Consider the following 16,094-nt stretch of genomic DNA (forward strand, 5'->3'; position numbering starts at 1 on the left):
GGGGAACGGCAATATCAAGCTCGCCGAACTCCCCTTTGATCTTCTTCTGGTAACTGCCGTTGCGAGCGTTACCAGCTTTATTGTTCGAAAGAGCGTTCTTCTCATAACCAAGATGATCGGTCATCTCAGCCTGCATTGCGCGCTCCAGCAGTTGCTTGGTTAGTTGCTTCAGCAGCCCGGTTTCTCCGATGAGATCTTCAGGATTCTTGTAGTCCTTCATCAGGGTATCGAGCAAGTCTTTCGGTATGGTCATTAGTGCCTCCAGTGGTTATGAGTTGTAACCGACTGTGACCATTTACACAAAGTTTTTTACACCCTCTGGCCTGGGCAATCTGGATTTCTTCCCGGACGATTTTGCTGTCGAATGAGTTTTGTAGTCTAGCAGCAAGGATGTTCTTAAATGTCAGGGTTTCAGCGTAAACATTTGCACTGACCAGGCCGAGAGATAGCAGTAAGGCAGGGATGACTGTCCAGCGTGGCGATAGATGAAACAAGGAAATCCCCCTCCGAATTGATGACTTTTCAGCTATTCAAATTCGATACACAGACCCTGCAACCAAAACGAAAAGGAGCATAATCAGCCTCACGCTCGTTCACTCTGCTCACTCAAGCCGCAAAGACCACAGAGAAAACCTTATTCCAGGGCTTATACCTTAAAAGCTTGAGCCTATCTTTGCTTCTCTTTGCGAGCTTGGCGGCTTTGCGCGAGACAAGGTGTTGATTTCCCCCCGCAGTTGCCCGTGTACTCCACCAAAGCAGTCTGGCTACGGCCACCGGGCTGCGTTAAAATTTCAGCTTTCAGGTTACGCCGTCTGCCAGGAATCAGCAATCATTGTCATCAACTGCTCGTCCTGACGAACGTTATCCAGGCTGTCCAGACTGATCCCCTCTGTTGTTGCATAGGCGGACATCTCTTGAATCAGCTGATTGATATCGGCATCGGTCATAGTGCTGCCGTCGGCCAGGGTGATGGTTTCGATCCGGTTGCCGGTCTCTGAGTCGCTATAGCTGTTCATGGTGATCAGATCATCAGTGCCATAACCAATCTTCATGGTGGTACCGGTTTTGAGGAAAGCAATTTCTTCCTTTATGACATCAGCGGCGAATGTGATTTTATCGGTTCCCAAAAAATCGCAAAGGATATCACTGCCGTCACCAAGGTTGAAGGTGTAGGTGTCGTCACCGGTGCTGCCGTTTAAGATGTCATTACCCTGATCACCCCATAGCCGGTCGTTGCCACTTCCGCCAAGCAATAAATCATTCCCATCGCCGCCAACCAGGGCATCATCACCGCTATTGCCATTCAGAGAATCCCAGCCATCGTCCCCAAATAGCGTGTCGGAACCGTTGCCACCGACCAGCAGATCGTAGCCGTCACCACCCACCAAGGTGTCATCACCATCATTTCCATTCAGCAAATCGATACCATCACCACCAAAGAGAATATCGTTCCCCCCACGGCCATACATGAAATCACGTCGCCAGGTACCGGACAGTAAATCATTGGCGGCATTCTGACCAGAAAACCATTCGACCGGCCACCAGCTGTTGCCGCCTTCCTGGATGGCGTCCTTGGCAAGGTGCACCAGACCATCGGTGGTCTGTAGCCAATCAATGCCATTTTCTGCTACGGTAAAATAGTCCTTAAAAGATAAGGTTCCCTGTTCGTCGACAATAATATTCAGATCGTCACCCTGGCGGGTCAGATGGAGCTGATCTTTACTGATGCCATCCAGCAACAACCCCGCAGATCCATTTCCCTCAATTGTAAGATCTCCACCACTATAGACATTGACCGTGAAATCGATGGTGGTTGTTGCGGTGCCACCGTTGCCATCATCAACGGAAACAACTGCCGTATCCGCCCCACAATAGCCGTCCTCGGCAGTGTAAATCCAATGCCCCGTTTCATCGAGAGAAAGAGAACCATGTTCCGGCAATGTATCAACAGCATAAGTCAGCGAATCACCATCAACATCAGATGCCGGCACATCTCCTTCTTGAACCAGAGTGCCAAGTAATTGATATGGTTCTTCAGTGCCTTCAATAATCGGCGCATCGTTGACGGGTGCAATGGTTAGATTGATAGTTGAACTGGCAGTGCCGCCAGTACTGTTAGTAACGTTGATAACGACGGTGTCGCTGCCATAGTAATTTTCAGCGGGTTGATAATTCCAGCTGCCGTCCACATCAAGTGAGAATGTACCGTTGGAGCTGTTCTGTTCGACAGTGAAAACGATGTCCTCAGTTGCACCACTCAACTCAATCATTCCAGCGAGAGGCTGATCTTCTAACAGATTAAGGACGTAATCTTCAACCTGTGGTACCAGCAGCGATTCGATAGCAAAAATGGTTCCATCACTGAAACGAATTGATTCAACTTTATTGTCCGGCAAGACCCAGTCTTTAATATGTATAGTGCTGGCATCATTCAGGGTAACAATTAGGTCATTACCGGTACGAACAATCTGAATATCAGATGGCGTTGCACTGTCATCCAGATACAGTGTGTCAATACCACCAGTATCAAAAAGTTCGTCATGACCGTCGCCAAGGTTAAAATGATAATGATCGCCACCGGTTCCGCCGTTCAGAATATCGTCTCCAAGACCTCCAGTTACATGATTACCTTCCCCGAGCGTATTAATAGTGTCATTCCCGGCTCCGGAGAAAACCGTATCGGCACCTTCACCGGTATAAATAACATCATTTCCACTCGCGGTGGTTATGCTATCGCTGCCATGACCAGCATCGACAATATGGTTTCCGGCACCCAAAGTTATCGTGTCATGCCCCCCTTTGGCCACTATGACATTATCGCCTTCAAGCCCGAGAATAACGTCATCTCCCTCTGATGTGAAAAAATGGTTGTAAAGATCCATAGCACTCAACACCGAACCAGCGGCAAAACTGAAAACCTCAACCCTGGTTGTCTCTGCATGCCAATTGGTCAAAATAATTTTCTGGGAAAGCGCATCGGCACCTGGATCATAGGTAGAACCTGTTGCCTTCGCAGCCAGTTTTTCAACTTCATCAATGATACCGAGAGTCAAATTGCCAGACACAGCATCGATAGTCGCAACCAGATCACTTAAACGGATATCTGATCCGAATTGCAGTGTATCAATCCCTCCGGCATCAATAATGGTATCACTGCCATCCCAACGGTGATAGATGTAAGTATCATCACCCGCTCCGCCATCAATGGTATCAGAACCGAACCCGGCATCAATAATGTCATCTCCCTGGCCCGCGATAATATTATCATCGCCATCTCCGGCATCGATAATATCAACTGCCGCCGTTCCGATATAATCGTGATCAATACGTTGCCATTTGTTCAGCAGAATCTGATCAACATAGCCCTTGGCATCTCGACCGTCGCTCTCAATTTCAGAAAGGTATGAAAAGTTGTCATCAATATAGGTCTGACTCTCGTTAAGACCCTCTTCAATTCCAACATTAGTGATTTTGCTCCCATCATCCAGAATAAATTCTTCTACAGAATTTCCTGCGCTGAACTGGTCAGGCAACAGGATATCATCTTCGTAGACTCTGTAATCTTGAGTACCAGAGCTACCAATGCCCGTGCTGAAAGTGAAGTGGTCAACAACAGCATAATCTCCATTTATCTGATCTGAGTCAGCTTCTGAAATTTGTTTCTTATCTCCATACCCGACATAAAGGTCTGACTTCCAGTAGGTTGAGCCACCACGGGCAAAACCGATATCTTGAATCTGTAGATCCTCACCAAACTGCACCCGGTCAAAACCACCAGCATCGGCTGCCAAAGATTGGGGATAAGAACCAACATATTGTCCCGATTCATAAGAGTTACCACGGCCCTTCCAGGAACGAGCCTCATCGACCTTTTCGTAGAAATCGTAGGGACTATCTTTCAGAGTGTCATGCCCATCACCCCTATTAACAATGTAGGTATCATCACCCCGCATCCCGTTAAGCAAGTCGCTGCCTGCACCACCTGAAATAGTGTCATTCAGCTCACCACCAATCACGGCATCATTGCCGGCTTTGGCATCTATAGTGTTGTCTTCCCAATCGACCCCACGAATCATCTCGGAGTTGTCGGTCGACATGATATCCATGATGTCGTTATTGGTCAGGGTTATTCCCTCTACCTCAAGAACAATATTTTCAACGGTATAATCCTTGTCGTAGAATTGTTCGATCCTAACCGTATCTTCCTCGGCCCGCTTTTCTTCGAACCAGGCTGTTTGTCGCTCAGTCTGCTCTAGAAAGTAAATAATTGAATCGTAACCGGAAGGGAGAGCTTCAGCCTCCCCACCATCTGTTATTTGATAGGTAAACTGCCGAAGAACTTTATCGCCATATTTATCCAGAGTTTCAGCAGTCATTTCTGCCGGTATGTAAGCACTTCCATTCCATGTCTCCAGCGTTAACCCAGCACAATAATTGAGAATTGTATCGACACTGGTCTCACGGTCGCTCCAGTCGCCGGTCGACTTGAGTCGCAGCAGAAGATCATTGGCATCGTTGCTGGTGAGATCATCACGATCCGTCGCCCAGTAAGCTTCCAGATCCTCTAGAACAACATCTCCTTTGAAAATCAGTGCGTCATCCGACGGAGCTGGGTTGGCTTCAGGCTTCCAAACCTCGCCATTCTCATTATTGTCATCATTTATGATGGCAAAATGGAAACCGTAATCCCCATAGTCATCCTTGCCACCGTAAGGATCCACAACAATAGTACTCGGATCCTCAGCATCCAGGATGATATCGTTATTATCACTTCGCTGAAAAATGTAAGTATCGTTGCCATTTCCGGCGTTCAACTTATCATCACCACCATTCCCCTGAAGAATGTCATTACCGCTATGACCAGCAAGAATATCGACACCCTGGCCACCAAGAACTTTTTCATTCTCAGTAATCCCGATAAAATTATTCCCATTATCATACCCCTGGAAGTCAACAAACATGTCGGTCCAGGCATTGTATTGGATTGATTTTAAATCAAGGTTTCCAGCAATCTGATCAGCAGTAATCGAATCAACAGAAGTACCAACTGTTACTGAAATCTGTGTCAGGGTTGCATCGATCTCTTCACGGGAGAGATAAGACCCGTCGCTCATCTCGAAAGATTCAATACTGTTGCCAACAACCACAACCTGATTCTGCAACTCCAACCCATAGCTAATGACAAGATCTGCGCCCGCTTTGGTAAAAATGATATCTTCGCGGGCAACATCATTTAAAAACAGAACCTTGTCGATTCCATCGCTATCGGTAATGGTATCTGAGCTGGTTTGATTGATCCACGGTGGAGTATTCTCACTGCCGATAACATACGTGTCGTTACCAATTCCACCATCCAACTGATTATTCCCATAACCGCCATCCAGACGATCAGTACCTTCACCACCGAACAACAGATCATTTCCGCTATCGCCAACCAGCACATCATTTCCGGCAAGACCGTACAGGGTTGAATCTTCACCGATAACAGCTTCGATACGATCATCACCGACACTTTGCATTGCGGCAATCAGATTATGACCACTGAGGATCGTACCATCTGCAAAAGCAAAGTTTTCAATTTGACGGACATACTGCTTCACAGAAGGATCGTAGAAAAGGTGGTTACTCCAATCAGCAATCTTTGTCGGATCTCCCAGAACATAACTGTAGTCGACAGTAATTTCTTCTCCCTGTACCAGATTTCCCAAATCAAATGCCAACCCGATACTGTTGCTGCTGTAGTCATCACTCGGTATGTACTCCATAGTCCCCTGCAAAAAGACCTCAGGATCATTCGAACGTGCGGAAGACACCCCGGAATTATGCGTAATTTCAGAGTTGGAGTAGATACCAACATAATCCCCGCCATAACTGCCTCTGGAAAGGGCCAGATGTTCAGGAGCAACATCGCCGGTATCATCAAAATCTCCGTCACCATTACTATCAAACCCGCGCCCATCAATAGAATTTAAACTTTCGTATCTCATATCGGGATCTGCGTCCAGAGAACGCAGGAACGAGACATTCGTCAGGTCGCTTAACGCAGTCACCTTGGTCGTCATACTGATACGTTCATCACCCTGGTCGAAAAAGTAATCGGTCTGAATCATAAACTGGTCAGAATAGGCACCTGTCCAGCGGATATGATTATCAAACCTTGACATAGCACTTAAATCTTCCATACTGACGGTACTAATAGAATCATTTTCATTGTTATTATTATTGCTCTGGAGCCCAGTCTGATCACTTTTAACCGAAAATAATTCCCACCCCCCGTAAGGATCCTGACGCATGGAGTTCCAACCGAAGGAACCGGAACCAGCGGGATCGTGATTAATTCCTACACCAGGCTCATCGCCATCCCCTCCATATTCGCTACCTTCATACTCACCACCTTCATACTCGCTGCCGATATAACCTCCCAGGGTACCGTCACGACCAATTGCAGTTTTAAGATAATCCCCTTCAACAACAGCAATCGGGATTTCTTCCCCACCTGAAATTTCGGGCAGAGTAATCGGAGCAACCGCTACCGCCCGATAATACCAATCCTTAAGAACAACTTTATTGGTTAGCTCATCAATAGTTGCATCTGGATTATTTGGATCCTTCAGAGCGACTATCAGGTCGTTGCTGCCGATATTCTTGTCGCGATTGACGGAATTCCCGGCAGTATCCTTAGCGTGATCCCAGTAAAAAATGACATCGTCAGGAGTGATCCCGGCACCAAACCTCAGGGTATCATTGCCCCCATTGAGAGCTTTCTCTACGGTAATCCATTCGCCATGACCGAATCGATCATGCTGATATTCAGATAGTTGGTAACCAGCCGTATCGATAACAGTGTCGGTTCCATCGCTACGAGAGAAAAGGTAGCTATCGCTATCGCCACCACCCATCAGAATATCGTTACCCGTATTTCCAGCAAGGGTGTCATCTCCACCAGCTCCATACAGGATATCGTCTCCCGCACCACCACTCAGGGAATCATTACCGCCGCGGCTGCCGTAACGATAATCGGGTTCATCATCACCATGCAGGACATCGTTTCCAGCCCCACCGAAAATACTATCCGCGCCCTGTTTCCCTTCGACCAGATCATCACCATCGCCCGCTACAATCGAATCATTGTGATGCGAAGCAATCAGGGTATCGTTTCCACCCAAACCATTGATAATCTGGGCTTGATCAGCGGCAGTCAAATCGACCAGATCTTCACCATCAGTAAAGATCGCGTCCATAATAGCTTGTTTATCCAAGCTGGTAGCATCATCAAAGAGCAAAGTTTCAATCTGAGTTTGGCGGTTAAACCAGTCCTTCACTACAATTCGATCCACAAGCTCAGATAAAGTTTTACCGTCCTCTTTCAGGGCGATAACCAGGTCGTTTTTATGCTCATCACCAAGCTGACCACCCCAGGCAATAATAACATCGTTTCGGGTCAAACCACCGGTCAGATGAATGGTATCGTTACCAGAGCTCCTCTGCCACCACTCCAGAGCCCCTTTATCTTCCACCAAATCCCGACCATCCCCACGGCCAAAAAGATAGATATCATCCCCGAGCCCGCCATTCAGTTGATCATCGCCCGCCCCACCAGTCAGCTGATCATTGCCGCCACCTGTGATTACAGTATCGTTTCCGCCCTTGGCTCGAACAATCTGATCGATGTCATTGTTGTAACTGACGACATCATCCCCTTCGGAGTACATCAGATTGAGAATATCCTGAGGAGCAAGATTTTCACCGCCAGCAAAAGTAAAGCTCTCTATCTGCGTATCCCCATGATAAAAATCTTTGATGGTTAACTTGTCACTCAAATCTTCAAAAAGAGTATTTCCATCTTTCACCCTGATAATGATATCGGTACCGGAAGTCCGCACCAACAGATCTTCGGGCGCAATGCCGGTGCCAAACTGTAAAGTATCGTTACCACCTGCGACCGTTTCAAGGTATTCCTGCCGCCCCCAGTTGTAACTGTTCGTAGCATCGTTCCACACCTGACCATACTGCCATCTTTTTATTGTGGCGAGATCGTGGATCGTATCGATGCCATCGCCACGGTTGAAGATATACGTATCGTCTCCAGCTTCACCTTTGAGAGTATCGTTACCAACACCTCCGGCAAGAGTGTCATCCCCGGCACGCGCTTCAAAAACATCATTCCCCGCGCCACCCACCAGACTGTCATCACCAACATTTCCATAAAGAGAATCATTACCAAGACCACCGTCCAGCAGACTCCCTTCGGAGAGGGCCTTGATAATATCATCGCCAGCAGTTCCCATCGCCGCCATAATATCGGCAACTTCCAGTCGGTCACCGGTTTCGGTCAGCTCGATTGCTTCGATACGGTTTTTAGCCAGATACCAGTTATCAATAGTGATCAGATCGGGTAAATCCTCAAACAGGACATCAGGGTTGGCGGGATCAGCAATGCCGATTTTCAGGATATCGCTCGTTGGATCGATCCGAAACAGCAGGTCTTCCCTGGCAATTCCCGGTCCCAGACGCAAAGTGTCAAAACCGGCATCACTGACGTTGCGGTCATCATCAAAAATCAGATCATGACCGTCGCCCCGGTTGAACAAATAAATATCGTCACCTGATCCGCCCCAGAGGGAGTCTTCACCAGTTTCACCGGCCAGGGTGTCATTGCCAGCTTGACCGTCCAGACCATCATCACCAGCACCACCGTAGAGGGTATCGTTGCCTTCATAGGTGCTGATCAGATCGTTACCACCGCGAGCGTTGATCGTGTTGTCCTCCCCGATCAAACCGTTATAGACATCATCACCCTCGGTTCCCATGGCAATAAGGATATCGTTTGCTGTCCAGATAATCCCGCCGTTAAACTCGAAGCTTTCAATCCGGTCTTCACTTTGATACCAGCCTTCAACAGTCAACTCATCGATCTCGTTCCCGGCAAAGGTGATAACAATATCGTTCGTCCCCTGTAGCCAGGTGATGCGAAGATCTTCCGGTGCCACACCTTCGCCGATAATAATCCGGTCAATGCCACCACTGTCATTAATTCTGTCCCTGCCATTGCCCGGAGCAAAGTGGTAGGTATCGTTTCCTGAGTTGCCGAAGTAGTTATTGTTTGCAGCGGTATTGCCAAATACCGAATCGGTTTCAATACCTATAATATCTTCGTCATCATCAGCCTGCATAAATTCGATCAACTCTCCAGCAATAAGGCTGACCCCGCCAGCGAACTGAATAGCCTCAATCCGATTTTTCGAATCGTACCAGTTATTAATCCTGATTGAATCTGCCAGCTCGGCAAAAGCCACCCCGTCTTCTTGCAGGGCAATAGTGATATCAGTACCCTGCCGCTGGACAATCAAATCCTCCGGGGTAATGTCTGCCCCGAAGATCAGAACGTCATTGCCGTTAGCGGTGATAGAATCAAGCTCGCCATCAATGATGACATCTCTGCCATCACCACGATTAAAATGGTAGGTGTCGTCACCCTGACCGCCATCAAGTAAATCATCGCCGCTATTGCCAGTCAGGGTATCGTTACCCGCTTCACCATACAGTGAATCGTTACCCCCCTGGCCGGTCACCTGATCATTGCCTCCGCGGGCAAAAATCACATTATCGTCTTCATTACCGACAATAACATCATCCCCTTCCAGCCCATACAAAACCCCGGCTCCAACCATGCTGGATAAAATCTCAGAGGTGTTCCAGATGGTTCCATCGGCAAAGGTGACCGTTTCTATCCGGTCTGATCTCTCATACCAGCTGCGCAGGGTAATCTGGTCGTGTAAATCAGCAAAATCGACACCGTCTTCTTTAAGACCGATAACAATGTCATCTCCCTGTCTGATAACAATCAGATCGTCCGGGTTGATCCCGGCACCCAGAACCAGAGTATCCTGTCCGGCAAAACCTTGTTCGATGGCAGATTGATCGATGATGATGTCGTGGCCGTCGCCCCGATTAAAGAGGTAACGGTCATCGCCGTCACCACCCTGCAGGGTATCATCGCCAACACCGCCGCCAAGCTGATCGTTGCCCTGAGCAGTCATGATGGTGTCATTACCGGCCAGACCATCGACGCTATCGTGACCATCAATAAAGCGGAGATGATCATCTCCGGAGGTTCCGGTCTGAAGTTGTAGAAACCCCTTAAAATCGAGGGTGGTATTGTCGGCAAAAATATACTCTTCGATAGTGCTGTCGGTTGTAAATCCATCCTTTATGGTGATTTTATGGCTCAAATCGGAAAAATCGACACCTTCTTCTTTAATCCCGATCAGCAGATCATCGTTATCGATACCGGCCTGAATCACAAGGCTATCGGGTGTGATTCCTGCGCCAAAAACCAGCTTGTCGGTGCCCCCGGTATCATGGATGACAACCTGCCCCTGATCCAGGGTGTAAGTGTGGGTGGTGTCATATATTGTACTACCGTGAAGGAGCTGATTAAAATCAAGGATCTGATCAGCAAACTGGTAACGTTCGATTTTGCCAGCGCCGAAACCATTGTTGATCACAATTGAACCAAAATCGTAATCGAGTTCAGGGAAGGCACGCAGCTTCAAGAGAAGATTATTGCCTTGCCTTTCCACCTGAATGTCATCACGGTCAAGACCGTCCAAGATAAGGATGTCGGGGGTTGTACCAACGCTACCGGTGTCGGTTATGGAATCATGACCATCACCATAGTTATAAACGTAGGTACTGTTACGATAGTTACCAATCAGGGTATCGTCTCCAGCACCGCCAATCAGGATATCGTGACCGTAACCTCCTCCGGCAGAAAGGGTGTCGTTACCATCCCCGCCATAAAGGATGTCGCTACCGGCACTGCCACGCAGGATATCATCACCTGCTCCGCCGTGGAGTGTATCGTGGCCGCTGGTACCACTTAGGGTGTCGTTACCTGCCATGCCATAAAGGGTACCGCCGGATAATGTATCGGCGCTGCTGCTACCAAACTGTTTATCTAAAATTGTTCCTGACACTTCGGTATCGTTGGTTACAGATAGAGTAATGCCATTGGCTATAAGCTGTTGCTGTACTTCGGTATTGTTCAAAGCAGTGCTATCGATAGTATCAAATACTGACAATTGATCACGACTCAGCAGAGAAGAGAGCAGGTTTACTGCGGTTTGTTGCTGGATGCTATCGACTGGGGTGAGCAGGACTGCTTGTAGGGTGACTAAGGTGTCTTCCTGCAAGGTTCCGGTTTCGGCGTTGTAAACGTCTTTGCCGAACAGCGATTGGGACAACAGATTTATCGTCAGGGTGTCACGCAGGTAATCGTATTTAACACGCACGGCGTGGGCGGTTTTGCTGTCCATGACTTGATCGGTTACTTCGCCATCAACTTTCATCTGGAACAGTTTACCGGCAAAGCGTTCCAGGATTGTTACTTACTCGGTTGCTGGCATATTCCCGATAAACATATTTTGCTTGTGGATTATTGTAATTGTGATTAAGGACATGCTGCTCACCACGGGATTCATCTGTAGCGATATCATCAGCATGTGCCCAGCGGGCGAGAACTGCGTCGGCATTGCTGTAAATAGTAGCAAGGTCCCTGTTAGCGGAAGCCAGTAGGGTTTCGACCTGCTGTTGCAGGGTGGCATCTGCGACCATGGAGTGGGAGAGATTCATTACTCGTCCCATTCCTTTCATTTCCGGTAAGGCGGCAATGTCCGCTGATACTTCGCCCTCATACTGGTAGGTAGTGTCCTGACGGTCACTGGCAAACCAGACATCATGCACCGCTTTTACTTCAAGTACGGCATTACCATCTTGGTCGGTGACAACATTACCGTCGTCATCTACCGCCTGCTGGGTAAAGGTCGATTCATGGCTTATCTGGTTCCATTTTTCTTCGGTGTTTACTTCGGTGGCATTGAGGTTGATCGATTCGATATGCAGATCGGACAAGCTGTGGAGTTCGCCATCCTGGGAAATGCCATCGGAATTTGCATCTGCCCACACTTGTAGAGATTCAAACACATCATCGTCAGCATTGATTATGCCGTCATTATTAATATCGTAATCAGTCAGGGCGGCAAAACCGTTTTCGGCCAAGTGACCATCTTGGTTCTGGCTGTAATTACCAAACAGCTCATTACCATTATCAACGTTGCCGTTTTGATTTTTATCGAGTACCAGTAGACCGTCTTCGGCTTCGATCCAACCGGTGCGTTCGGCAAAACCATCACCGTCTAGGTCGAAATAGGTATCAGCCATCATGAGCAGTGTTGATGTGCGATCATTATTATTGAGATCCAGAACCAGTGGGGAGGAGAAATCCTCAGACGACAAATCATTTTTGTTATCTGAGCTGGCATCCGGGTTGGTGGGGTCAGAAAGGCCATCAGCTGCTGGATATCCACCCAATAACCTGGCGAGACTATCGACCATTGTTCCGATACCGTGTTGATCTACTAAAAATTCTAACGTGGAAGGAAGGAGCCTGCCAAAGTTAGTCATAAGTACCTTGATTGCATCAATAACAGCTTGAGAAAGCTCACCGCCAATAGTTATACTATTCCCTAACTGTTCTCCAACCATATGGATTGTATCGAGAAAAAAGTTGTTATTCTTTATGTTGTCGAACGTGGCAGTTTCCGAAAAAACCCCAAAGGTTGAAGGGTTGTTGTACAAAACGTCTTTAACACCGGGAGCATTATAGGTTTGTGTTTCCGCGCCAGTGACCGCTCCAACCAACTGTGCCAGGGCGCCACCGAGAGAATGGCCGGTTAGAGTGGGAGAATTTGAAGAATCTGTGTTAGTTTTATCGAGAACCGCATCATAAAAATCCTTCGCTTGCTGGTATTGATTCGGCACATTCTGACCAAGGCCCGCCTGCAAATCGGGGGTCACATCTCGTGGGCCGTCGGTTCCGCGATAGGCAACAACTACTTCTTTGGTATCTTCATTCCTAAAGGCGACCCCAGAAAACCCGGTATTGTAACCACTGGTTTCGGAAACCGTATATACTGTCCAGTCTGATCCGTTCGAATCGGTAAAAGCGGTCGTCGCATTATCCACGTCTGTTGGATCAAAATCGCTATAGGCTTTTTCACTGAGTTGTGCATTGACTAACTGATCAAAAGAACTCATATGTCCCTCCTCCAAAGATTGGTTCAATTATTGGTCACTTTTATCTCTTATGACTGCATTTATTTTTCTGTTTGCCTCTTTTGCCTGATTTCCCCATTGACGGATTTTCTGTAAAACAACTTCAGGGATCGAGAACTTGATAAAATCGCTTGAATCAGATTTGATCCGGCTTCGGTAATCTGTATTGCCCCGCTGTTGAACCCAGATATCAACACCATTATTTACCTTATTAATCATAAGAGAAAACGGTGAAAAATTGAGTTTTAAATAGTCCAAGTTGGGCAAAATGTTTTTATGGAATTCGATGTAATCCAGATCGGATATGGCTCCCTGTTTTCCAGGCATATAGTTTTTTGTGGCCATCCTGGCCTTGCGGTTGTATTTCCCGTCCAGACCTGTTGAATATCGTCTATCTTGAAGCGACCATTCCATCCACTGCTCATATGCTCTACCAAAAAAATGTGTGGTGGTAATGAGCATATATTTCTCCCCGGCCACCCCTTCTTCCGGGTATTTGATCGGCAGAGAACTATCTACATAGAGATAAAAATTACAGTAGTAACGGGGTGCCCATTTCGGCCCCTTTTCAATTGCAAACTCGATGGCTTGCAACCCACCACTGGGTTCCGTGCCCGGTGGTGGGGCGGGCAACCCGAATCGTTCGGCAAACGCTTTTGTGTAGGCCGCAATCCGCATTTCCTGTAAAGGCAATTCCGGGTAAGCTTGCGTCCCGGCGCAGACCGGTAAAACCAAAGACAACAACACCAGAGTCATTACAGCTAAAACAATTTTGACTGTCATTCGTTTTGGCATACTAATCCTTCCACAATAAAAACAGCCCATCTCCGACACAGGAATAATTCCTGACCAAAAATGGGCTGATATTTGAGTTTCTTATTTGCATATCCCCCTCCAGGACAGCGTACATTTTCATGAGAATGTAACGATGCCAACGTAGTTTCTTTGTTGATTACTGTCAAACACTTTTTGAAATCGTGGGAAAGTTGTTGGCTTTCTATCCTTGATCGTATCCCCCGACATGGCAAAATAGCGGTCGTAGCCGAGATCCCTTTCGAGAAGATCGTTGCCTTTGCGGCTTAACAACCAATCGTCTCTGCCAAATATCTGGAGACATCATACCTATTTCCACTCAATCCACCATTTCGGGTAGTTCGTTAAATTGGTATTGCGTCCCGTGAATGTTCCTAATCTTTCTGAATACTGCTAATCGATCTGCCTCCACATCAACCAGAAGAAACCTTTATAACATAAACAATATCTGCTTCATCAGTCAGTGCTTTCGGCTTTTTCTGCCACAGTTTCACATATATTTCCGTTGATGTATCCCGCTGTCGGAGCGTCACCCAAGCTCTTTTATCCCTCGGGCTGATATTGTTCACTCCATACTGCCCAACATGATAAAAGTATGATCGACTATGCACAGAATTAGTAATGTGATTTGGTTCACTGCTGGCTAAAACATTTTTCGACTGTTCGACATCAACATGGGCGTATTTAAACCCTGCATCCCATGCGTTAACCATGAACAACCAGAGTGTGCCATGTTCTCCATGAGGTCGATACAGGGTATCGAACCAGCAAGAGGCACTTGCGCCAGTGTGAACTTCTTCGATAATTCCGGCGTCATAAACAATTGAAACGTCAGGGCAAGCCAGGTTAAGCGGGTTGATGAATGGTGCATGGGTTGGAATAATCAAAAGGTAAGGGTTGGTAAAAAAATATGCCGCCGGATTCATCCAGTTTTGGAATTCTTCTATCTGCCCATAGATTTTGTTGTTATAATTCTCAAACGGATGATAATTCGGTGGATAGAGCTCCAATACGTCATACGCACCAACCTGCGACATCCTGAGATTCGATAATTCGTCAAAGGATAAGCCATCAAGAGCATTTTCATCTTTCCCACCATAGCTTGACAAATCAGTTTGTTGCCCGATATCCACCATCCCCCAAAAGGGTTCAAATGGTGGGTAATTTTCAGAGTCCCCATTCAATACAGACAGAGCAGCATTATCCGCTCTTTGCGTTTTAAAAAACTTGGCTTGATAAACAACGATCAAAACTAAAACAGCAACCAAAGTGATTAGCAGCTTACCTTTTCCCATCAACAACATCCTCCTTATGCAACTCCATTTTTGTTCCAATGTTTGGAGATATACTACCTATTTCCCCCTCCGAGTCGGCATCATTTCATAAGAGTGTGTAAAAAACTTTGTGTAAATGGTCACAGTCGGTTACAACTCGTAACCACTGGAGGCACTAATGACCATACCCAAAGATTTGCTCGATACCCTGATGAAGGATTACAAGAATCCTGAAGATCTTATCGGGGAAACCGGGCTACTGAAACAACTGACCAAGCAACTGCTGGAGCGAGCCATGTAGGCCGAGATAACCGACCATCTTGGCTATGAGAAGAACGCTCCCTCGAACAATAACACCGGCCATGCCCGAAACGGCAGTTACCAGAAGAAAGTTAAGGGGGAGTTCGGCAATCTCGACATTACCGTCCCCCGTGACCGTGATTCTAGTTTTGAACCGGTTATTCTCCCAAAGGGATAGAGTCGCTTCACCGGGTTCGATGATAAGATTATCGCCCTGTATGCCAGAGGCATGACCACCCGCGATATTCAGGCGCACCTGGAAGAGATGTACGGTGTTGATATTTCACCGACGCTGGTCTCGCAGGTGACCAAGGCCGTTCAGGAAGAGATCATCTTCTGGCAGAATAGACCGTTGGATGAAGTCTGGCCGATTGTTTACCTTGATGCGATCCGCGTTAAAGTCCGTCAGGACAATAGAGTCATCAACAAAGCCGTCTATCTGGCGGTTGGTGTCAACATGGACGGGCTTAAAGAAGTTCTCGGGATATGGACCGCTGAGACCGAAGGAGCCAAGTTCTGGCTTCAGGTTGTGACTGAGCTGAAGAACCGTGGTGTGAAAGATATTTTTGTCGCTTGTGTCGATGGCCTCAA

General features: G+C 47.3%; 5 protein-coding genes and 1 pseudogene. 1 reads left to right on the plus strand and 5 read right to left on the minus strand.

Annotation, left to right across the window (positions count from 1 at the left end):
• From BLU87_RS16775 to BLU87_RS16795, 5 genes are all read right to left on the minus strand, one after another.
• The coding region (locus BLU87_RS16775; protein ID WP_175498444.1) for a transposase at positions 1 to 253 on the minus strand (253 nt) is incomplete at its 3' end.
• 550 nt (positions 254 to 803) lie between these two features.
• Entirely contained in the window at positions 804 to 11,351 is a 10,548-nt protein-coding gene (locus BLU87_RS17840; RefSeq protein ID WP_092350967.1) for a calcium-binding protein, read from the minus strand.
• Between the two features lie 10 nt (positions 11,352 to 11,361).
• Entirely contained in the window at positions 11,362 to 13,098 is a 1,737-nt protein-coding gene (locus BLU87_RS16785) for a Tle-like phospholipase domain-containing protein (RefSeq protein ID WP_092350969.1), read from the minus strand.
• 27 nt (positions 13,099 to 13,125) lie between these two features.
• A complete protein-coding gene (locus BLU87_RS16790) occupies positions 13,126 to 13,851 on the minus strand; it encodes a hypothetical protein (protein ID WP_139167619.1) in 726 nt (241 codons plus the stop codon).
• Positions 13,852 to 14,342: 491 nt separating this feature from the next.
• Positions 14,343 to 15,224 carry a hypothetical protein gene (locus BLU87_RS16795; RefSeq protein ID WP_092350972.1) on the minus strand — a complete coding sequence of 294 codons (882 nt, stop codon included), beginning with the start codon at positions 15,222 to 15,224 and terminating at the stop codon, positions 14,343 to 14,345.
• A gap of 157 nt (positions 15,225 to 15,381) precedes the next feature.
• On the opposite strand from BLU87_RS16795, the pseudogene BLU87_RS16800 reads away from it, so the two are divergent.
• Positions 15,382 to 16,094, plus strand: a pseudogene (locus BLU87_RS16800) (IS256 family transposase); the annotation flags it as partial.

The sequence above is a fragment of the Desulfuromusa kysingii genome (genome assembly GCF_900107645.1).
GTDB lineage: Bacteria > Desulfobacterota > Desulfuromonadia > Desulfuromonadales > Geopsychrobacteraceae > Desulfuromusa > Desulfuromusa kysingii.

Coding starts and splice junctions, on each gene's coding strand:
- BLU87_RS17840 (WP_092350967.1), bottom strand. CDS start 11,351: ATGAAAGTTGATGGCGAAGTAACCGATCAAGTCATGGACAGCAAAACC.
- BLU87_RS16785 (WP_092350969.1), bottom strand. CDS start 13,098: ATGAGTTCTTTTGATCAGTTAGTCAATGCACAACTCAGTGAAAAAGCC.
- BLU87_RS16795 (WP_092350972.1), bottom strand. CDS start 15,224: ATGGGAAAAGGTAAGCTGCTAATCACTTTGGTTGCTGTTTTAGTTTTG.